This is a genomic window from Phocaeicola faecicola (genome assembly GCF_013618865.1).
In the GTDB taxonomy this organism is placed as follows: Bacteria; Bacteroidota; Bacteroidia; order Bacteroidales; family Bacteroidaceae; genus Phocaeicola; species Phocaeicola faecicola.
On sequence record NZ_JABSOE010000044.1, the window covers coordinates 17,293 to 38,744 of the forward strand.

Annotated in this window: 14 protein-coding genes and 1 riboswitch; of the genes, 7 read left to right on the forward strand and 7 right to left on the reverse strand. The window is 43.4% G+C overall.

Translation table 11 applies throughout. The features are described from left to right. Positions 1–181 precede the first annotated feature (181 nt). The 6 genes from H3001_RS12445 to H3001_RS12470 all read left to right on the forward strand — a co-directional run bounded on the left by H3001_RS12445 (position 182) and on the right by H3001_RS12470 (position 9,022). Entirely contained in the window at positions 182–4,192 is a 4,011-nt protein-coding gene (locus H3001_RS12445) for a hybrid sensor histidine kinase/response regulator transcription factor (protein WP_181215118.1), read from the forward strand. A gap of 34 nt (positions 4,193–4,226) precedes the next feature. Next, positions 4,227–4,775, forward strand: a complete 549-nt coding sequence (locus H3001_RS12450; RefSeq protein WP_178244076.1) for a chromate transporter — start codon at positions 4,227–4,229, stop codon at positions 4,773–4,775. Further along, positions 4,772–5,335: a chromate transporter gene (locus H3001_RS12455; protein ID WP_181215119.1), complete on the forward strand. Its 564-nt coding sequence runs from the start codon at positions 4,772–4,774 to the stop codon at positions 5,333–5,335. Before H3001_RS12450 ends, H3001_RS12455 begins: the two co-directional genes overlap by 4 nt. Before the next feature lie 98 nt (positions 5,336–5,433). Then, a riboswitch (cobalamin riboswitch) is annotated at positions 5,434–5,644 on the forward strand. Between the two features lie 164 nt (positions 5,645–5,808). After that, entirely contained in the window at positions 5,809–6,945 is a 1,137-nt protein-coding gene (locus tag H3001_RS12460) for an ABC transporter substrate-binding protein (protein WP_181215120.1), read from the forward strand. 4 nt (positions 6,946–6,949) lie between these two features. After that, on the forward strand, positions 6,950–7,984 hold the full coding sequence (locus tag H3001_RS12465; protein ID WP_317170774.1) for an iron ABC transporter permease: 1,035 nt from the start codon (positions 6,950–6,952) through the stop codon (positions 7,982–7,984). A gap of 6 nt (positions 7,985–7,990) precedes the next feature. Further along, positions 7,991–9,022 carry an ABC transporter ATP-binding protein gene (locus tag H3001_RS12470; protein ID WP_394367809.1) on the forward strand — a complete coding sequence of 344 codons (1,032 nt, stop codon included), beginning with the start codon at positions 7,991–7,993 and terminating at the stop codon, positions 9,020–9,022. Between the two features lie 10 nt (positions 9,023–9,032). Here H3001_RS12470 and H3001_RS12475 read toward each other — a convergent pair whose 3' ends face one another. Beyond that, positions 9,033–9,944, reverse strand: a complete 912-nt coding sequence (locus H3001_RS12475) for a hypothetical protein (RefSeq protein ID WP_178244080.1) — start codon at positions 9,942–9,944, stop codon at positions 9,033–9,035. A gap of 160 nt (positions 9,945–10,104) precedes the next feature. Here H3001_RS12475 and H3001_RS12480 point away from each other — a divergent pair, with 160 nt between their 5' ends. After that, the gene (locus H3001_RS12480; RefSeq protein ID WP_181215121.1) at positions 10,105–11,583 is read left to right on the forward strand and encodes a potassium/proton antiporter; all 1,479 of its coding nucleotides are present in this window, start codon (positions 10,105–10,107) and stop codon (positions 11,581–11,583) included. 150 nt (positions 11,584–11,733) lie between these two features. Here H3001_RS12480 and H3001_RS12485 read toward each other — a convergent pair whose 3' ends face one another. The 6 genes from H3001_RS12485 to H3001_RS12510 form a co-directional block, all read right to left on the reverse strand. Beyond that, positions 11,734–13,374: an ABC-F family ATP-binding cassette domain-containing protein gene (locus H3001_RS12485; RefSeq protein WP_181215122.1), complete on the reverse strand. Its 1,641-nt coding sequence runs from the start codon at positions 13,372–13,374 to the stop codon at positions 11,734–11,736. 1,773 nt (positions 13,375–15,147) lie between these two features. Further along, positions 15,148–16,056, reverse strand: a complete 909-nt coding sequence (locus H3001_RS12490; RefSeq protein WP_181215123.1) for a restriction endonuclease — start codon at positions 16,054–16,056, stop codon at positions 15,148–15,150. Between the two features lie 157 nt (positions 16,057–16,213). Further along, the gene (locus tag H3001_RS12495) at positions 16,214–17,293 is read right to left on the reverse strand and encodes a hypothetical protein (RefSeq protein ID WP_181215124.1); all 1,080 of its coding nucleotides are present in this window, start codon (positions 17,291–17,293) and stop codon (positions 16,214–16,216) included. A gap of 3 nt (positions 17,294–17,296) precedes the next feature. Then, the gene (locus tag H3001_RS12500) at positions 17,297–18,742 is read right to left on the reverse strand and encodes a hypothetical protein (protein ID WP_246368586.1); all 1,446 of its coding nucleotides are present in this window, start codon (positions 18,740–18,742) and stop codon (positions 17,297–17,299) included. A 29-nt stretch (positions 18,743–18,771) separates the two neighbouring features. Beyond that, complete coding sequence (locus H3001_RS12505) at positions 18,772–19,383, reverse strand: RloB family protein (RefSeq protein ID WP_181215125.1); 612 nt, start codon at positions 19,381–19,383, stop codon at positions 18,772–18,774. A 4-nt stretch (positions 19,384–19,387) separates the two neighbouring features. Further along, on the reverse strand, positions 19,388–20,686 hold the full coding sequence (locus tag H3001_RS12510; protein ID WP_181215126.1) for an AAA family ATPase: 1,299 nt from the start codon (positions 20,684–20,686) through the stop codon (positions 19,388–19,390). Positions 20,687–21,452 lie beyond the last annotated feature (766 nt).

A 21,452-nucleotide genomic window follows, 5' to 3' on the forward strand; every position in this document is an offset into this window, starting at 1 on the left:
CCGGTTGCAGTTTTTACGGGAAGATTTAAAAGTCAGTCGAAAAAAGCCAGGCTATTTACATAAATCATTTATTTTTTGCCTCTCATAAAAGAAAATAAATCACTAAAGGTTTTGAAAGCCCGTCATTTTTCACGATATTTGCGAACTTACAACAAATAAAGCCGTCAATATATCTACTAAAATGAAAACGATCTTTTGCTATATACTTCTCAGTCTTTTCACCTTATTCGGACTCCATGCACAAATTTTTGAATACATCGGAACTGACAATGGATTAAGTTCCCGAAGAGTATTGTCCATCCGCCAGGACAAGCAAGGATATATGTGGATTCTGACACATAAGGGAGTGGACCGCTATAACGGCAAAGAATTTACACACTACCCGCTTCTCAAGGACGGCACTTCCATCAACCTGTATCCTAATCTGAACTACCTGCGGACTGACGATGAGTTCACCATCTGGGAAATGGGCAAGGACGGTTATATCTTCCGGTATGACGAGCTGAAGGATACTTTCCAGCTGATGTTCGATCTGGGTGAGGTGTATCCGGAGGTGAAGCAGACACCGGTAAACTGTGTCTACATGGACCGGAACAACCACTTCTGGTTCTGTACACAGGGAACAATTTATATTTATGACGGTAAAAGCCAGACACACTACAAGTTTCCTGCCTGCTCCATGGGAATGATTACCAGCATCACCCAGGGAGAGGACAACCGATTCTATCTGTCCTCGCACAAGGGACTCTTTGCCGCTACTCTGGACAATTACCAGCTGCGGAACATCACAAAGATTGAATTGGGATTCAGCCACTTTATCGATTATATCTATTATCATAACCGTTCCAAAAAACTGATCATAAATACGTTGCTGAACAACCTCTTCCTTTACGACTGTCAGACAAAGGAAATTATGGATATGGGAGGTACACTGACCGATATCGGAGTCAATGCCATTATTCCCAACAACCTGAACCCGGACGAGGTGTTCATCGCTACGGACGGTGACGGTGTGTATAAACTGAATACACGGAACAATCATCTCGTTCATTTTCTGAAGGAGGATACGCATAGCTTGAATAAAATGAACGGCAGCATCATCAAGGATATTTACATGGATTCTGCCAACCGTATCTGGAACGTGATTTATCCGATCGGTATCACTATCTATTCGGAAAGATATCCGGCATATCAGTGGCTTACGCATTCTCCGAACAATCATAACTCATTGGTAAACAACCGTATCAACGGAATCATCGAGGATTCGGACGGGGATTTATGGTATGCAACCAGCAACGGAGTCAGCCATTATAACATACGTACGAAGCAGTGGAACAACTATTTTGCGGCTACGAAAACTGACCCGGCGACGAAAAGTTCGATTTTTATTGCCTTATGTGAAAGTCACCCGGGATTCATCCTGGCCGGCGGATACATGTCGGGAATATACATGATCAATAAAAAGACGAAGGAAACGAAGTTCTTCCAGCAGAAGCATCCCAGCAAAGAAGGCCCGGACAAGTATATCCGGGCAATCTTCAAAGACAGTGAAGGACTGATATGGAGCGGAGGATTTTATCGTCTGAAGGCGTATGACCCGAAAACTCAGACAACGACAGAATACAACATCGGCTATCCGATTACGGACATCGCACAGAAAGACAGTACTTCTCTGTGGGTGGGCACGATTAATGGTATCTATATCTTCCACAAGAAAGATTCCAGAATAGAGCCGTTCGAAACGGAAGTAGGAAGTATAAATATGATTTATGCCCCACAGGGAGAATCGAAGACCTATTTCGGTGCCTATGGGAACGGACTGTTCGTGTTCGACAAGGAAAGTGGAAAAACGACTCACTATCATACGGACAACTGTGAACTGATAAGCAACAACATTTACAGTATCGTACACGACAGGAACAATAATTTATATCTGGGAACTGAAAATGGGCTTTCGTTCTTCAACCTGAAGGAAAACCATTTTACCAACTGGACCAAGGAGCAGGGGCTGATGGCATCAAACTTCAACTCCAAGGCCGTCGTACACACGCATGACAACCAATTGATTTTCGGAAGCAATGAAGGAGTCATCATTATCCCCGACAGCATCAAACTGCCGAGAGACTTCTCTTGCCGGATGATTTTCTCGAACTTGTCCATCATGTACCATAATGTATTGCCGGGGGAAAAGGGATCGCCGCTGACCAAACGGCTCGACGAGACTTCTTCCATCGAACTGGATTACGACCAGAATTCTTTTTTGCTGAATGTCTCGGCCATTAATTTTGACAATCCGTCCAACATCCTGTACAGCTGGAAACTGGATGGCTTCTACAACCAGTGGAACCGTCCCTCTGAAATCGGTATCATCCGCTATACCAACCTTTCACCGGGAACCTATACCCTGCGGGTACGTGCCATCCTGAAGGAAAATCACCAGATACTGGAGGAGAGAAGTCTCGTAGTTACAGTCGATACTCCGTTCTGGTTTTCTTTCGGTGCCTTCCTGATCTATGCCGGACTGCTTATCGGAATGACCTATGCATTGTTGCGCTACCAGATGATCCGCAAGGACAGAAAGGTATCGAAAGAGAAAATCAATTTCTTCATGCATACGGCCCACGACATCCGTACTCCGCTGACTCTGATCAAGGCTCCGCTGGGAGAAATCATGAAAAACGAGCAGTTGTCGGAACAAGGCATGAAAAACCTGAACCTGGCCATGCAGAATACGGACAACCTGTCTGAACTGGCCAATAACCTGATGAACTTCCAGAAGGAAGAGCTTTACAGTTCCAACGTCAATGTGACCAAGCAGGAACTCAATGCTTATCTGGAAAAGTACCTGCTGCAGTTCAAGAACTATGCCGTTCAGAAAGGCATTGAGATGGAATACCAAAGTAATTTTGACCAGCTGGAGGTATGGATTGACTGCAACAAGATCAATTCCATCTTGCGTAACCTGCTGAGCAATGCACTGAAATATACGCCGAAGGGAGGAAGCGTGAAAGTACAGACCAGCCATACCAAGACACGCTGGCACATTGTCATTACGGATACGGGTATCGGCATCCCCAAGGAAGACCAGAAGAAGCTGTTCAAGTTCCTGTTCCGGGGCAAAAACGCCACGAACCAGCTGATTATCGGTTCGGGAGTAGGTATGCTGCTCACTTACCAGCTGATCAAAAAGCATATGGGTAAAATCACTTTCGACAGCACGGAAAACATAGGAACCTCTTTCCATTTAAGTTTCCCGATACACAGCAAGCACTACCAGTATAACGAGGAAAAAAATACCGACCAGGCACTGAAAGCATCGGTATTGATTCAAGACAACTGGGAATTGCCGAATTATCCACGACAGCCGGAAACACAGGAGCAGGCCGATGAGAATGCTCCGCTGATTCTGATAGTGGAAGACAATGACAACCTGCGTTCTTTCCTGAAACAGAGTCTGCAGAACCAATACCGGATAGCAGAAGCTGAAAACGGTCAGGAAGGTATTGCAAAAGTGAAGGAACAGCAGCCCGACCTGATTATCTCGGACATCATGATGCCGCTCATGAACGGTGAGGAGATGTGCCGCATATTGAAGAACGACATTGAAACGAGTCACATTCCGATTATCTTGCTGACGGCTCTGGGAGAACGTACGGAAATCCTGAAAGGGCTGGAAAGCAAGGCGGACATGTATATTGTCAAGCCTTTCGACCTGATGGTACTGAAGGCCAACATCAGCAATATCCTTGAGAACCGTGAACTGATCAGAAAGAGGTTCCAGCAGGTAGTGCCTCCTTCCGAGAAGGAAGAGCCTCAGGAACTGTCCATGCTGTCCAACCTGGACGATGAGTTCATGATGAAGGTAACCCAGCTCGTCAAGGAAGGTCTGGGCAAGGAACTGAATGTAGACATCCTGTGCAGCGGCATGCACATGAGCCGTACCAGCTTCTACAACAAGATCAAAGTGCTGACCGGTATGGCACCGGCCGACTTTATCCGTAAGATAAAGATGCAGGAAGCTGCCACCCTGCTGAAGAGCAAGAGGTATTCTGTTTCGGAAGTATCCGACATGATGGGCTTTGCCGATCCGAAATACTTCACGGATACCTTCAAGAAGTTCTATGGGGTACCGCCAAGTGTGTACATGAAACAGCAGCCGTCGGACACAGCAGAAACCGGCAGTCAGGCGTAACGTTATTTGGATATTAATATACTATTTATTGACTATGTTTTATTTAAAAGCATTTCTGATATTTGCCAAGATCGGTCTGTTCACCATCGGAGGAGGCTATGCCATGATTCCGCTGATAGAGGCCGAGATTGTGGACCGGAAGAAATGGATCAGCAAAGAAGATTTCCTGGACCTCATGGCCCTGGCACAGACTGTTCCCGGAATATTCGCCGTAAATATTGCCATATTTATCGGCTACAAGATACGAAAATTCTGGGGAGCCTTCTGGATGGCGACAGGCACTATCCTGCCTTCGTTTGCCATCATCCTGCTCATTGCCCTGTTCTTCCAGCAATTCAAGCACCTGCCGGCAGTAGAAAGTATTTTCAAAGGAATACGTCCGGCAGTGGTGGCCCTGATTGCAGCCCCTACCTTCAAGATGGCCCAGTCGGCCCGAATCAACCGCTACAACCTGTGGATTCCGGTGGTTTCCGCACTGCTCATCTGGCTGCTCGACTTCTCCCCCATCTATGTCATCATACTCAGCGGACTGGGAGGATACCTGTACGGACGCTATCAAAACAAAAAACATAAGACGCTATGATTTTCTTACAATTATTCTATACATTTTTCAAGATCGGACTCTTCGGATTCGGAGGAGGATATGCGATGCTGTCCATGATTCAGGGCGAGGTCGTTACCCGGCACAACTGGCTCTCGTCTTCTGAGTTTACGGATATTATCGCCATCAGTCAGATGACCCCCGGTCCGATCGGAATCAATTCGGCCACCTATGTCGGTTATCAGGCCGTAATCGAAGCCGGATATTCTCACGCTGTCGGAGTGCTGGGCTCAATCATTGCCACAGTATCAGTGGTTCTCCCCTCGTTCATCCTCATGGTACTCATCAGCCGTTTCTTCCTGAAATACCAGAAGCATCCCGCTGTAGTATCCATATTCAACGGACTTCGCCCGGGGGTAGTCGGTCTGCTGGCAGCTGCCGCACTGGTTCTGATGAATCAGGAGAACTTCGGAACGGGCAACGAACAGATGATCATCAGTATCCTGATTTTCCTGGGAGTATTCATCGCTTCCTGGCGCTTCAAGGTCAACCCCATCCTGCTGATTATCCTATGCGGTGCCATCGGATATGCCGTATTCTAAGATGCCCGCTGCAGGCATTCACGTCACCCGGATCATTTCCATACAAAAGAGATGATTAAAAAAGGCGCAAAAAACTTTTCATTAAAAAGAAATTATGTATATTTGCCCTTGAGTTTTGTTTCCTGTTATTTCCGCTGGCGAAGCAACAGGGATGCAAAAGGGAACCGGGTGAGAATCCCGGACAGTCCCGCTGCTGTAAGTTCCATACAAAAGAATTGCCCACTACCTAAGCCACTGTTTTTTGATAAAGCGGGAAGGCATCGCAATTCCGGAACAAGTCAGAAGACCTGCAAGACTCGTTTGATTTCTTGTTTTCTCGAGGAAAGATGATAAGAATATGCATTTCGAAGCAATTACACATTGATTAATCCCGTTCCGGACAAGGAGAATCCCGTTTCCTCTTGTCTACCGGTGATGCATATTCACCTCAGCCGAAATCCATGGAAATTTCGGACAAAAATTGATTGATACACATGAAAAAGTACATACTATCTGCCCATATAGTACTCTTGACAGTCTTGCTTTTATCTGCCTGTGGCGGAGGAAGTAAGGCTGTTTCAGGTTTGCAGGGAGACACCCTGCAGTTCAAGTATGCAGCACTCCTGCAAGTTGTCAGATATCCGGAATATACCCGGGTCACTCTTTCGAATCCCTGGAAATCCGGTCAGGTACTACAGACCTACCTGCTGACCTCACGCGACAAGCCGCAGCCGGCCCATCTCCCGGAAGGCACTGTCGTCCCGGTTCCTCTCCAGAAAACCCTGGTCTACTCCTCCGTACACTGCAGTGTAATGGAAGAACTGCAGGCAGCCGATGCCATACACGGAGTATGCGACCTCTCGTACATCTCCCTCCCTTTTATCCAGGAAAAATACCGGAAAGGAGCACTGACCGATGCCGGAAGCAGCATGAATCCCGACATAGAAAAGATCATCTCCCTCTCTCCGGATGCCATACTGCTGTCGCCCTATAATAACAACTCGGGGTACGGACGGATTGAAAAACTGCAGATACCGCTGATTGAATGTGCGGACTACATGGAAACATCGGCATTGGGACGTGCCGAATGGATCCGTTTCTTCGGAATGCTTTTCGGTCAGGAAGAAAGAGCCGATTCCATTTTCTCTGAAATCGAAAAGGAATACCAGAATATCAGCCGGATGGCTTTGTCAGCCGCTTCCCGCCCGACCGTCATCAGCGAACTGAAGATGGGAAATACCTGGTACGTAGCCGGAGGAAAGAGCGTGCCTGCCGGACTCTTTGCCGATGCAGGAGCCGACTATATCTTTTCGCACACTCCTCAGACCGGTTCCGTTCCCATGGCCTTCGAAACAGTGTTCGACCGTGGAGAAAAGGCCGATTTCTGGCTAATCAAATACAACCAGCAGCGCGACAAGACTTATACGGAACTGGAACGGGAATACGCTCCCTATGCCCTGTTCAAGGCATTTAAGGAAAGAAAGATTTATGGATGCAATACCAAGTATGTGCCCTATTACGAAGAGTCTCCCTTCCATCCGGAAAGGGTATTGAAAGACATGGTCAAGATATTCCATCCGGAAATGCTGAAAGATTATCACCCCCGATATTTCACTCCTTTAACCGAATAAGACCGTGCTACCCTACCGTACCCCTATTCTCTGTACTGCATTGACAGTCCTCATCCTGCTGCTCGTGGCTGCCAATCTTTGTCTGGGTTCCGTGGACATTCCTTCTTCGGCCATCATCGACATACTGACCGGACACGAAGTGGAAAAAAGCAGCTGGACCTACATCGTATGGGAATCACGCGTTCCCCAGTGCATCACGGCGCTGGTCAGCGGTGCAGCCCTTGCCGCTTCCGGACTGATGCTGCAGACGGTATTTCACAATCCGCTGGCCGACTCCTCCATCCTGGGTATCAGTTCCGGTGCCAGTCTGGGAGTAGCCATCGTCATCCTCCTGCTGGGAAGCAGCATTGCTACCGGAGCCTTTGTCCTCTCGGGATTCCTCTCCGTAGTGGCAGGAGCCTTTCTGGGTGCCTGTCTGATTATGGGAATCATCCTGTTGCTGTCGACCCTGATACGCAACCACATCATGCTACTCATCATGGGTATCATGATCGGCTATGTCACCTCATCGGCCATCACCCTGTTGAATTTCTTCTCCAACTCGGAGGAGGTACATGCCTTCGTCATGTGGGGACTCGGCAATTTCGGAGGGGTCTCCCTCGCGCAACTGCCTTACTTCTGTCTGCTGGCAGGAGTCGGACTGCTCATTGCTGCCCTGCTGATCAAGCCCCTGAACGCCTTGCTCCTGGGAGAGCGGTATGCCGAGAACCTGGGTATCAATATCCGGCAGGTGCGTGCCTGGCTGCTTTTCGCTACCGGACTGCTCACGGCGGTGACCACTGCATTCTGCGGACCGGTTTCCTTCATCGGACTGGCGGTTCCGCACATCGCCCGACTGGCTACCGGCAGTTCCAACCACAACCTGCTGATGCCCTTCACCATGCTGTCGGGAAGTGCCATTGCCCTTCTGTGCAACCTGATCTGCGTGTTGCCCGGAAAAAGCGGCATCATCCCGCTCAACGCAGTCACTCCGGTCATCGGAGCTCCCATCATCTTATATGTGATTATCAACCAGCGTAAAATACAATATTTCAACTGATATATGCTGCACACCGATACTGTCTTGGAAGGAAAGAACCTGACCATCGGATACGGTCAGGGAAAGAAACGGAATCCCGTACACCGGCACCTGAATTTCAGCCTGAAAAAAGGAGAGCTGACTTGTCTGCTGGGAGAAAACGGTTCCGGAAAATCCACCTTGCTGCGTACCTTGTCGGGCACACAGGCCCCGCTGGAAGGGGAACTGCTTTTGCAGGGAAAGCCGCTTTCTTCTTACTCCGAAAGGGCACGTTCGCGGCAAATCGGCATTGTGCTGACCGACCGTACACAGGCCGGGGGACTGACGGTGGAAGAGGTGGTGGGACTGGGAAGGCAGCCGCATACCGGTTTTTTCGGACAACTCACTTCGCATGACCGCCGCCTGATTCAAGAAGCCATGGAAGCGACGGGAATCATCCATAAAGCGAAGCGATATACGGCAGAACTGTCTGACGGAGAGAGACAAAAGGCCATGATAGCCAAGGCACTGGTACAGGAATGCCCGTTGATCTTACTGGATGAGCCAACGGCCTTTCTGGATGTGGTGAGCCGGATTGAGATCATGACACTGTTGCACCGGCTGGCAGTCGAGCAGCAGAAAGCCATCCTGCTTTCTACCCACGACATCGAACAGGCACTGGTACTGGCTGACCGGCTCTGGCTGCTTTCGGCTAAAGAGGGACTGCAGACCGGAATGACCGAAGACATGGTACTTTCGGGAAAGATGGATACTCTCTTCCCCGGACGGAACATCCTGTTCGACCTCATGCACGGAGGCTATGCCCCCGTCATCAAAGGAACGTATACGGTGTATCTGAAGAGTACGGACGAGACCCTCCGCCACTGGACACAAAATGCCCTGAACCGCCATCAGATATTGTGCATCAATGCCGAAGACATGCCTGCAGACGAAAATGCCCTATGGATAGACGTGCAGCAGTCCGACCGGATACTCCTGTACCGCGGAAAGGAACCGCATACCTGCCGCTCGTTCGAAGACCTGCTGAACAACCTGCGCACCCTGCTGCAAGGAAAATGACCGGAGGTTCCTAAAAATAGAACTGCACTCCGCCTTCCAGACCTACATTCTGGAAATCCCGGATTTTGCCTCCGCAATTATAGAATGAGAATGCCCCCGTTCCCAGGTTGACTCCCCAGCGGGACGTAATCATGTACCCGATTCTCAAGTCAGTATAGACCACCAGGCGGCAGTTCTGAAACTCATTCTGATGTACCCATCCCACACCGGCACCCGCCGCTGCCTGGAACATCCATTTGTCATGACGCAGGGTATACGAAAAAGTCGGCAGCAGCGTATGAATATCCAGCTGGATATCATAGCGGGAATCCTGACGGTGAAGGAAAGCATACACTCCTCCTACTCCCCAACCGCTCCGGGTCGCATAATTATAAGCCATCTTCCATTCCGACATTCCCCACGGATTCAAGCGGTCCGCCCCCGAATACAGTTCGTTGATGCACCAGGTATATCCCACCTGTACATAGAAGGTATGACGCGGAACGGCAATCCGCCTCCTTAAATCCTCGTGCCGGAACTCTGCCTCCTTGAGAGCCTCCATCACCGGATTATATGCCAGCGTATCGATTTTCATGTCCTTCAGATACAGCATCTGCCCTGCCACCGAAGGACAGGTCGTATTTCCCAGCACACAGTCCTCATGCATCGACACAATCACTCCGTTTCCTCCCACACTCGCCGTACGCTCCCGGGCCAGGCCGACCGCCTGCTCGAAGTCAGTAGAAATCCTTCCATCCAGCACCAGTACACGTCCCAGATTCTCAGCCGAATTAGGGATCCAGTCGTCGGCATGAAACACCTTCACCGAATCGACCGGCTGCGGAGGATATTTTTTCATTACATCCACAATTACGTTCGGAGTCGCACAAGCAGAAAATACCAATACCAGTAAAAGAGAGAGGGAAAATTGAGGTTTTATCATAAGGCCCATAACTTTTCACGTTTGTGATTTTATGACAAAAATAGATTTTTTTTAAAGAAAAAGCAATTGAAGCCAATGGTTTCTCATAAAAAATTCAAACATTTGCAGACTGAGTTTTGTTGTACTTAATAAAGATGAAACAAAAAACAACCGTTAGCAAATGATTACCGCAGAAAACATTTTACTCGTTGGATCAATACTGATTTTCAGCAGCATCCTTATCAGCAAGACCGGATACCGCTTTGGTATCCCTACCTTATTGCTTTTCCTCCTGGTCGGCATGCTCTTCGGCAGCGACGGACTGGGTATTCAGTTCAACAGTGCCCAGGACGCACAGTTCGTTGGTATGATTGCCCTGAGCATCATCCTGTTTACCGGCGGTATGGGCACCCGCTTTTCAGACATCAAGCCCGTACTGAAACAGGGTATCCTGCTCTCCACCGTGGGAGTGATACTGACCACCCTGCTCACCGGACTCTTCATTTTCTACCTGTCTGGATATACTCCGGCAAACATTGAACTGACCCTGATGGCCTCCCTGCTGCTGGCAGCTACCATGTCTTCCACCGACTCGGCCTCCGTATTCAACCTGTTGCGTTCGCAGCGCATGAACCTGAAAGAAAACCTGCGCCCGATGCTGGAACTTGAAAGCGGAAGTAACGACCCGATGGCCTACATGCTGACCATCGTCCTGATACAGGTCATCAGCAGCGGCAGCAGCCTCGACCTGGCTGTCATCGGAAAGGACCTGGGCATCCAGTTCCTGATAGGCGGTGCCCTGGGATACATCGCCGGAAAGTTTGCTGTCTGGCTGATCAACCGCATCAACCTTTCCAACGCCTCCCTCTATCCGATTTTACTTTTAAGTATCGTATTCATCACCTTTACCCTGACCGACATACTGAAAGGCAACGGATACCTGGCGGTGTACATTGCCGGAGTGGTTACCGGAAACGCCCGTCTGGCCTTCCGGAAAGAGACCTCCACCTTCATGGACGGACTGACCTGGCTTTTCCAGATCATCATGTTCCTTACCCTGGGACTGCTGGTCAACCCGCACGAAATGCTTGACGTCATCGGTCCGGCCCTGCTGATTGCCACGTTCATGATTCTCATCGCCCGCCCGGTCAGCGTATTTGCCTGCCTGCTTCCCTTCAAGCAGGTCAGCCACAAGGCCCGCCTTTTCATTTCATGGGTGGGACTGCGAGGAGCTGTACCGATTATCTTTGCCACCTATCCGGTGATTGCAGAGATTCCGGGATCGCAGCAGCTGTTCAATATCGTATTCTTCATCACCCTGCTTTCCCTCATCGTACAGGGAATGACCATTTCCCGGGTGGCCCGATGGCTGCACCTCGACCTTCCGGAGGAAAAGACAGGCAATGAATTCGGAGTTGAACTGCCCGAGGAGATTGACTCGCAGTTGCGCGACCTCACCCTCACCGACGAACACCTCCTTCACGGCAACCGACTGGCGGACATGAATATCCCCAAGGGCACACTGGTCATGCTCGTGAAGCGGGGCGACCAGTTCCTCATCCCCAACGGACAGATGGAACTGCACAAAGGCGACAAACTGCTCTTCATCATCGAAAGCAAGGCTACTCCCGAGAGTTCCCCAACCCTGCCCAAGGCATAAGACAACGGGGCAGCAATATCTCCCCCAAAAGGCGGCCGGCCGGATTTTCAATGTGATTGAATTGAAAATCCGGCCGGTCGCCTTTATATTGGAAACAATTTCCTTATTTCATTCCCGTCTGCCGCTCCTGATCTGCGACAAACCACCATCTCAGTTCTTCTTCTCCAGTTCCCGCAGACTTTCCATCTTCTTGGTTTCCAGGAATTCATAGATACCGCAAAGATGCTCCTTCACCCGCTGGTTGCCAAACTCATACACCTTGGTCACCAGTCCGTCCAGGAAGTCACGGTCGTGCGAAACCACAATCAGTGTACCGTCAAAATCCATCAACGCCTGCTTCAGAATATCCTTTGTCTTCATGTCCAGGTGATTGGTCGGCTCATCCAGAATCAGCAGGTTGACAGGCTCCAGCAACAGTTTGATCATGGCCAGACGCGTCCGTTCTCCTCCCGAAAGCACCTTGACCTTCTTCATCGATTCTTCCGGACCGCCGAACATGAAGGCACCGAGCAAATCCCGAATCTTGTTGCGGATTTCCCCCTTCGCCACATCGTCAATCGTCTGAAAGACCGTCTGATTCTCATCCAGCAGCGACGCCTGGTTCTGTGCAAAATACCCGATCTGCACATTGTGTCCCAGTGTCAGCGTACCCTCGTGCGGTATCTCGTTCATGATACACTTCACCAGCGTAGACTTACCCTCACCGTTCTTTCCCACAAAGGCCACCTTGTCGCCCCGCTCGATGGTCAGACTGGCATTCCGGAACACCACATGGTCGCCATACGTTTTACCCACATTATCCATAATCACCGGATAGCTGCCGCTGCGGGGAGAAGGCGGGAACTTCAACCGCAATGCCGACGTATCCTCCTCGTCCACCTCTATCAGTTCCAGTTTCTCCAGCATCTTCACACGGCTCTGCACCTGCAGCGTCTTACTGTAGGTTCCCTTGAAGCGCTCGATGAAGTCCTTCGTCTCCTGAATCATCTTCTGCTGCTCCTCATACTGCTTCATCTGCTGCTCCCTGCGTTCCTTGCGCAACACCAGGTACTGAGAGTAGTTCACCTTATAGTCATAGATACGTCCCATGGTCACCTCAATGGTACGCGTAGTAATATTATCCACAAACTTACGGTCGTGACTGATGACGATTACCGCCTTGGCACTGCTCACCAGGAAGTCTTCGAGCCACTGTATTGATTCGATATCCAGGTGGTTGGTCGGCTCGTCGAGCAAGAGCACATCCGGATTCTGCAGCAACAGCTTCGCCAGTTCGATACGCATGCGCCATCCCCCGCTAAAGTCGCTCGTAGGACGGTTAAAATCCTCACGCATGAATCCCAGACCCAGCAAGGCCTTCTCCACGTCTTCCTCAAAATGCGTCATGTCAATGGCATAGAACTTCTCGCTCATGGCGGCCACCTTCTCAATCAGCTCCATGTAAGAATCGCTCTCATAATCGGTACGGACAGTCAGTTCCTGATTCATACGCTCAATCTCTGCCTCCATCTCGCGCAGGTGCGAGAATGCCTGAGAGGCCTCCTCGAATACCGTCCGGCCGTCTTCCGTCATCAGGTGCTGAGGAAGGTATGCAATCACACAGTCCTTCGGGGCCGTAACCTTTCCGCGGGTAGGCTGACGCACACCGGCCAATATTTTCAAAAGGGTCGATTTACCGGCCCCGTTTTTTCCCATCAGGGCAATACGGTCCTTTTCATTGATCTGAAAACTAATATCACTGAACAGGGTAGTCCCGCCGAATTCGACGGTCAATCCATCTACTGAAATCATATACGCTGTATTTTCTTTGAACTTAATTTACTACAAATGAATTGCAAAGGTAAGCATTTTTCCGCAATTATCGGCAGGACGACCGTCCGTATGCGTCAGGGAAGCAGCCGAATAAGCCGCAGCCCCGGAAGAAAACCGCTTCATCAAAGAAAAATGCGCCGTGTCTGCAGTCCGCAGAAACATTCTGCAAGAGGCGGTTACGGATAAGTGCAGCGAACAGCAGACAAAAGAATAAAGAAACTGAAAGCTACCTTAATCCGCTATCCGATTTTATCACTCCACGGCGCGGTTTTATTAATCAGCAACGCAAACCAATAAAACCACGCCGACAAGCATATTCAGAAAACTTTTGCAATCATCTTCCTGCGCCGTTCCGGCACATTATCTCCGCTTATCCGTACAAAAAAACTTGTCCGGACACTTTCGGCGACCAACACGTCAGAGAAAGGTCCGGACAAGCAATGTAACAATATTACTTTCCTTCCTCTAATGTACTACTAACTGATAATCAGATATTTGTATAAGTCATGGTACAAATATGGTAATCTTATTTCATAAATATCAATAAGAATAAAAACTGGTACAAAAACGATTTAAATAATTGAATATCAAATATTTAATCAGAGGAAGCTATTGTTGTTATTTTGTTTTATTTATGTCAACACATTATTTTTACCCATAAATAAATGACCTCTTAGCCTAACTATCTTTTTTGTGAAGATAAAACATGTTTCATAAACAACGATAAACAATTAACCTAGTTTGATTATGTGATAAATTCCTTTCATTTGTTTTCACTTGTTCTTCATTCTTTGCAGTTATTTGGTACTTATCTTTTTACAAGAAGATTATTACTAATTATTGAGAGATAAAAATCTTTTGTTTTTTATTGGAAATGATTATCTCTTTATGATAGCAATAAGAAATGATAAAGATGAGTTTATATAGGCTGTCCCAAATGTGTTACACAGTTTGAAAATATGTTGCTTTTTATCAGCCCAAAGAGGATACCAACAACCTATTCTGCAACAATTGTAATGCCTTTGGTTCATCATCAAAAATCATTCCTCTTTGTTTGAGCAGGTTTATCTGGTCTGTAAAAATATGATATGTTTGGGATAAGATTCTTATTCGTTTCAGTTATCATGGATATATAAAAATAAAAAGCTCACCCTGAGCGCGCTGTTCTTACGGGAAGCGGGGTAAGCATGTTGCTACAAATTTAATACATTATTTTATGTCTGACAAAACATTCAACTGTTTTCTCTATATCGTATATCCCTTTTTATGTTATAAACAAAACTCTTTTATCTCAGTTTCATCATTCAGCCTTTCTAATCAGGCTAAGCTTTTTATTGCATAAATCCCCATCCGTCGCAATTCGGATAATACAGGTTTACAGTTTTTATTATTCTAAGATCATTACTGAGTATACAAGCTAAATTTTAAATCTATTTTTCCTAATAATCACCAAATTACTTTGACTACTGTTTTATGTTCATGATATTGTTACTGTTCAAAACTCATGAATAAATATTAACCATGAACAATACATTGTATTGTAAAAATACTCAATCCACTGTTTAAAATGTAAAGACACACAATAACTAAATGAACATTAAATAATTACATATAAAGATCAATATATAACAAAGGCTTATAAGATGCATATATGAAGCGAACACAATCAACCCCGATATATTCTCGACTTGCTTTTGTCAGCCATCATCCTTTCTAACCAAACAATGGACATAATAAACATTTTACCGAAACTTAAATTTTAATTAAACATGAATTTGTTATAGGGTATCCAGTATAATTACTCGTATACTTTATAACAGATTCATGATATGGCGATATATATATCCTGTTTCTTCCAAAATAACGGAATTTTCCATTTAAGATATCAATAAGCGAAACTTTATTTTCACATAATAAGTAAAGTTCTTCAACCGTAAAAAGAATAATTCTTGAAGACTTATCGTAAAAATACTCCAATGTTTTATTGGAAGGGTTGGATAAAGTTATAAATACTCCTTTTGTAAAGGGAGATTTTGCTTTAACTTTGTTTGAAAACAATAATAAATCATCTTTGGATATTTCTGTTGTTCTGTATTTTGCTTCAATAAGAATCGTATTGCCATTTAAGAGAAAGCTTCCGTCTATTTGGTCGTTTGTTGTACGATAAGAAGGTCTTGCATCCAAACCAAAAACATCAAATAGCTCTTTTAAATAATTTTCAAAAGCGTATCCTTTTTGTTGTTGGGTCTGCTTCTTTTCAATATCCAGTAATGATTTTTTTAGGGACTCAAAGTCTATCCTATACCTATCTTTTTGAGAAGTTTGTGTTCTCTTATGACTTTCCTTACCCAATTTTATTCTTCCAAATTCATACAGTCTGCTAATATCTTCTTGGGAAATATTTCCGCATAAAGAATTATTTTTCATATAGTTAATAAGCAAAATTATCATTTTGCCAACATATACATCTGATTCGTCTTCTATAAATCGTCGCAACATTTTTGCTTTTGATAATCCTGGATATTTTTGATATATGTTGTACGATACTACATCTTTCATGAACTCTTCAAATTCTCGGTTAGAAAAATTTAGGACGTATCCACTTCCCATGCCAAAAACTTTTTCTATTAATTGTTTTTCTTGAAATGATAATATGGCCATAAAATCTATTTGATTAATTATGTACTACAGTTTATATTTGGTTAGTATAGCAAAATGACGCAGTTATGTTAATAGATTGCCTCTGTAATTCTTTGTAAGATCTTCTATTTCGATATGTTTTGCACATTTAAAACACACTTTAATACTGGAATTTTGATTATAAATCTTTTGACTCAATAGTTTTACTGTCAGAAAAGTTCTTCCCATACCATCCCGATATTTCTTTCCTAAAATTCATAAAACTTTGTTTATCATCATTATAAGGACACTCAAAAGTTGAAATTAGTACATGTAAAGTCTTTTCCAAGCACCTTATAACCTCAAATAAAAGTGGAGGAAGTACCACGTTAAATGTACGAGTACAATCAGGATAGAATTTTTTACGTGCTTTTATATTCTTTAAAGTTCCACTTTCATTTAAATCAGGGAAAAAGATCCATTGCTCAATATTATCATTAATCAATCCATGATAAAGGGCATAATGAAAATCAAGCGAGCCATTATGGATTATTTCATCACGTAAACTCTCAATAGTTCGAATACATACAGCTTCCTTTTTTGCAAATAGTGTATTCTCTACCATTAAATTATCACCAAGCCACTTGCGTTTACCATACGTAATGTTTGCACTTTTCATATTAGGATAAGACAAGAAATTCACATTAGACATTTCTTGCAATTCGTAGGCTATCTTAGTTATGATATCAAAACTTGAAGCAAGGGTTATAATAAGTGAATTGAGATATGTATAAACATCAATACCCTGTGTACTTATTCCGAAAGCCACATCACCATACTCTTTAATATCACGGGATAAATTAGGCGTTAGAATTTCATATATTTTATTTATCAGCCTAACTAATACAGATGTTCTATTTTGAAAAGAAGACATCAACATTTCGCAATCATAATAATACAGAAGCCTATGAGTGAGTTCATTGTCATTTGCTTGCACAAGTGTCTCAAAATCTTCTTTAGAAAGACATCCCTCTTGACTATGCCCATCATTACGAACCCACATTGGTACCAATCCTACAATGGAATAATAATCGATACCTTTGAAAACATTCTTCATGATTACATCATGTAAGTCTACTTCAAGAATATTTAGATTCTCGAGAGCTTCATTGATTTGTATGCCTATAGGATCATAAAATGTAAACTCACAGATCTTCTCTTGTGGCGTTGGAAGATTTTGTCTTAACTTATCAAATAATTCTCTTGTTTGTTTTTTCATATTTTAAGTAAATTCTGGAAATTTGTAGTTTCTATTGCTTGCAGAATATTGTTTCATACCATTGATGTAAATAATCTCAGGTATGTATTCAGCATTATCCAACATATCCTTTTGAACTTCTGTAATTTTCTGCTTAATTTCTTCAATGTTGTTCTTTTCCATAATTATCATAAAAATGCCAGTCTTTGCTCGTTCTGCTTTCATGTAGGCAGGCAACTGAGTACGATAGCCGTGAATAAGGTTCTCGTTAGTTGAGCGTTTAATTTCAATAACAGTATTAGCCTTTGAACCTTTCGTTATATGAAAATCAATCTCACCTACACCAGGATTATCTTCACGTGTTATAGCCAAGTCTAGATTACCTGCGATTTTGTATGTATCCGCTACAGTATATAATAGGAGTTGCCAGTCTGTTTCATCTGGAGTCCGATTATTTCGATAGAATAACTCAGAAAGTCTATTGTGCTCAACTAAATGTTTGAACTGATAACACATCGCCAACGTTAGCTTGTAAACCTCTTCATCTTCGTTCGCATACTCGGTTGGTTTTTGGAATGGAATTTCGTCTAAGAGTTCTTGGAGTAATATATATTTATACTGATTTTTATTATCTGTAACAAAATCATATGGAACCGCATTGAGGTTTTTATAAAAGCTAATTGCTGCTTCATAGCAATCCTTATTACCTACAATAAGATTTTTCCAATCTTCCTTTTTATAGTTCTTATAATCAGACCAATTAATCCCTATTAGTTCTGCAATTTTTCTTTTTAGTCGATTATTATAATTACATACAGAATCTATATCTTCAAAATCATGAGCTACAGGAAGGTCTGCCAAAAATGATTCTGGAATAAAATGAATTGGTTTTCCCTTGTAATAAGGAACTTGAAATACAAGCCCGTATTCAAATGTGTAGGGGTGAGTTGTTAGCCCCATTTCTTGTGCAATCCTTTGTGTATACTCTAAGAAATGCTTTTGCAGGATGGCAATAGTCATATCACTGATTCTATCAGCTGCCATATTATCCTCTATTAATTGCATTAAACCAAATATTTCTGGATCTTCAAGACCTGCGTTTATGATGGTGTATGCACTATGGGCGAGTTGTATGGAAAGGGCACCACTAATACCTCTTCCTTTTGTATTACCTTTCGAAAATCCCAATCCTGTATTTGGAATTTCTTTGAAGGTGAATCTATTTACCATTTTTTTAAAGAATGGATCATGAAGATTATCTGCTTTTGAAGCCTTCACTAGAGGAATAAATAATCTAAAGTAATTGAAGAACTCTGTATATGCATTCGTAAACTCAGGTATCTCACTTCCTTTAAGAAGAAGTGGGTCTATATGAAGTAAGGAGTCTTGATCCAAAAAAGCATTATATACTCCTTTTTGAAGGAAATCCCTGTGCTTTACCTTAAAAAATCTACTGTATGTTAATTCCATATGCTTATTGCCTATAAATGTTTGATTATTCACATTGAACCTAATATATTTAGTAATTTTATCACTTTATGTATTTCTGAATATGCCTTCAAATCTTCTGGTGATTTTTGACAAAGTTGGCACAGTTTCTCTGAATTTGACATTGCCCGTTCCAAATCTCCATTCTCTGTTAAGTATTTATAGAGGTTGGTGCGTATGAAATATCGTTTTGTCTTTTCATACCCCGGCATATATTTCTGCAATTCGGGAAGCAGTTGCTCATAACTCTCATATCGCCGACAAACCACATTAGGCAAGAAGTGGAGCAGAAACCAGAATTCCGTGCAAGGATTCGTTTCTACGAACATAACCTTTCCGGCATATTTCTTCTTGTTATACTCTTTCTTTGCTCGTTGGTATAGTTGCATTTCGGAAGGATATTGATACAGCCTGTCCATATCAAAAAGGCATACGATAAAGTCATATTGCTTGTTCAAATAAGATTCTACAAGTTTTAGAATATGATTGATATCGCTATGCTGTGGAAAATCAGGCGCAACCTTGAAAGGATAACGACACGCAACCCTCAATGAATCAAAATAGAACCACTCGGTTTCTCCTTCGCCTATAATGGCGATACTTTTCGTCACTGTTCGCCTCATATCATTAGTCGTTTAGGTTAATGTATTGACTGCCAAGAAACGGAAGCTTAACTAATTTACCCTGTTTGTAAGCATTATACGGGGAAAGATTCTTGTGCAGACCTAAAGATGAAAGACGTACTATTTTAGTTTCGCCATATTCGTCTTTATCCGTAAACCATATCGTATCACGTCGAATGAAATCTTCGTTGAGAAGATTGATGTCGTGCGTTGTCAACAACATTTGGGATGTTCCTTCACTGTTCGCTAAAAAGACTTTTATAAAATAAGCCAGCAGTTCATAGTGGATGCTTGTTTCAACTTCGTCAATAAGCACAAACCGGTTGGTCTTCAACAAGAAATTCAGAATTACTGCCATTCCCAAAAATCTCATTGTACCATTGGATTCGTATTCTTCAGACAAATCGTATAGTTTGTCGCCAACCTTATGCCTGAATGTCAATTCTGTATTTGTGATTTTTCCTTTTCTAAGCATTTCAGCTTTTGCCTCATTATCAATTGGAGCACTTTGAATCAATTGCTCCAATTCAGGAGTAATCAATTCTTCCTCTTCATGCAATACGACATCTTCTATGTTGAAATCGGATGCTTTCAAAAAGTTCAAAATAAACTTCTTCAAATCGCCTGTTTCATCTTTATCCAATCGTGATTTTACATATCCCGAAAGCAGCATACCGGGAGCCAATACGTCTTTAACCTGTTTGGCAAAGTAATCATATACATCGTTCAACTTAGTGCGTTCTACATTACTCTTACCAAATGCAGCAAGCACACTGCAATTATTGATAGTGTTGCCGGAAATCACATCCTGACTCTTCCGTGGCATTTTCAGATTTACACCGAAATCTATTGTGGTAGAATCTGTAGTTGCATCATAACTACGGCTATACAATTTGGTAGGACGAATAGAATCGTAAACAATCAATGTCTCCGAATAGATATATTTTGCGTCTAATTCAAAAGTAAGGATATACTTCGATTTATTAATATAGAATACCATGGACATTTTTGTCCTTTCATTTCTTGATGTGTCATCTAGCATAAAAGGAATGACCCCGGTTTTTTCATTTCGGTCTTTGGGCATTCTAAGAACGAGCATTCTGAAAAATTCCACAGCATTCAAGATATTGGTTTTGCCTGAAGCGTTGGCACCGTAGATGATGCCCAATTTCAACAATCTTATCCCATCCTTAACTTCATATGAATATTCGTCAGACATAAAAGTGTCTGATGAAGGTTCAAAGCTTAACTTTTGTGAGGACTTTATTGAGAAAAAATTTTCAATGGTGAATTCTGCTATCATATTCGTTGAATTTATCTATTATATGACACAAAGATAGAAATAAAGCCTTATAAAATGAATTATAATAATCACTTTTGTAGAAATATTACATAATATTAGTATAAAATGCTGTTTTAGTCGTTTACAATAACAGATTAAAACAAATTAAGATGGAGATTGCATCGAATCTAATTGAATATAAATAATTACAGATAAAATCAATAAACAACAAAGAGATACCAGGTGCATACATGAAGCTATTAAGCTATAAAATGCGTAATATTTGATTAGGATTTAGAGAACAATATGACTTTATTTCAGCAATTCTTTGATGAGAAAATATAAGAAACTTATAACTTGCTGCTATTTAAGTATTTAATAATTATTTATTGCACATTACCTACTAATTTGTTGCGGTACAAATATGGTACAAATAAGCGAATTAAATATATTTTAGGAATAATGAATAGAAAAACCTATCCCAATATTCGCTTTCGATATTGACAAGGGAAAATTACTTGTGTATATCCTTGATTCTCAGACTATATTTTTTTAAGCGTCACATTATCTACCATTAAGGTACGGTACAAATATGGTACAATTATGCCATTAAAAGCCAATAATCATAGATAAAAACCACCATTATAAAGAAAAACAAAAAAGAGGCTGTCTCAAAATGAGATGGCCTTTTTTGTGTCTGCAAAAAAAATCGGGCAAGTCCTAACTTCGCGAAGTCAGAACTTGCCCGTCTCCCTAATTTTTTGTATCTTAGGGAATCAAGTCAAGA

Excerpts from the sequence above, each read along its gene's own strand:
- H3001_RS12445 (WP_181215118.1), top strand. The coding sequence starts at position 182 with ATGAAAACGATCTTTTGCTATATACTTCTCAGTCTTTTCACCTTATTC.
- H3001_RS12450 (WP_178244076.1), top strand. The coding sequence starts at position 4,227 with ATGTTTTATTTAAAAGCATTTCTGATATTTGCCAAGATCGGTCTGTTC.
- H3001_RS12455 (WP_181215119.1), top strand. The coding sequence starts at position 4,772 with ATGATTTTCTTACAATTATTCTATACATTTTTCAAGATCGGACTCTTC.
- H3001_RS12460 (WP_181215120.1), top strand. The coding sequence starts at position 5,809 with ATGAAAAAGTACATACTATCTGCCCATATAGTACTCTTGACAGTCTTG.
- H3001_RS12475 (WP_178244080.1), bottom strand. The coding sequence starts at position 9,944 with ATGATAAAACCTCAATTTTCCCTCTCTCTTTTACTGGTATTGGTATTT.
- H3001_RS12480 (WP_181215121.1), top strand. The coding sequence starts at position 10,105 with ATGATTACCGCAGAAAACATTTTACTCGTTGGATCAATACTGATTTTC.
- H3001_RS12485 (WP_181215122.1), bottom strand. The coding sequence starts at position 13,374 with ATGATTTCAGTAGATGGATTGACCGTCGAATTCGGCGGGACTACCCTG.
- H3001_RS12490 (WP_181215123.1), bottom strand. The coding sequence starts at position 16,056 with ATGGCCATATTATCATTTCAAGAAAAACAATTAATAGAAAAAGTTTTT.
- H3001_RS12495 (WP_181215124.1), bottom strand. The coding sequence starts at position 17,293 with ATGAAAAAACAAACAAGAGAATTATTTGATAAGTTAAGACAAAATCTT.
- H3001_RS12500 (WP_246368586.1), bottom strand. The coding sequence starts at position 18,742 with ATGGAATTAACATACAGTAGATTTTTTAAGGTAAAGCACAGGGATTTC.
- H3001_RS12505 (WP_181215125.1), bottom strand. The coding sequence starts at position 19,383 with ATGAGGCGAACAGTGACGAAAAGTATCGCCATTATAGGCGAAGGAGAA.
- H3001_RS12510 (WP_181215126.1), bottom strand. The coding sequence starts at position 20,686 with ATGATAGCAGAATTCACCATTGAAAATTTTTTCTCAATAAAGTCCTCA.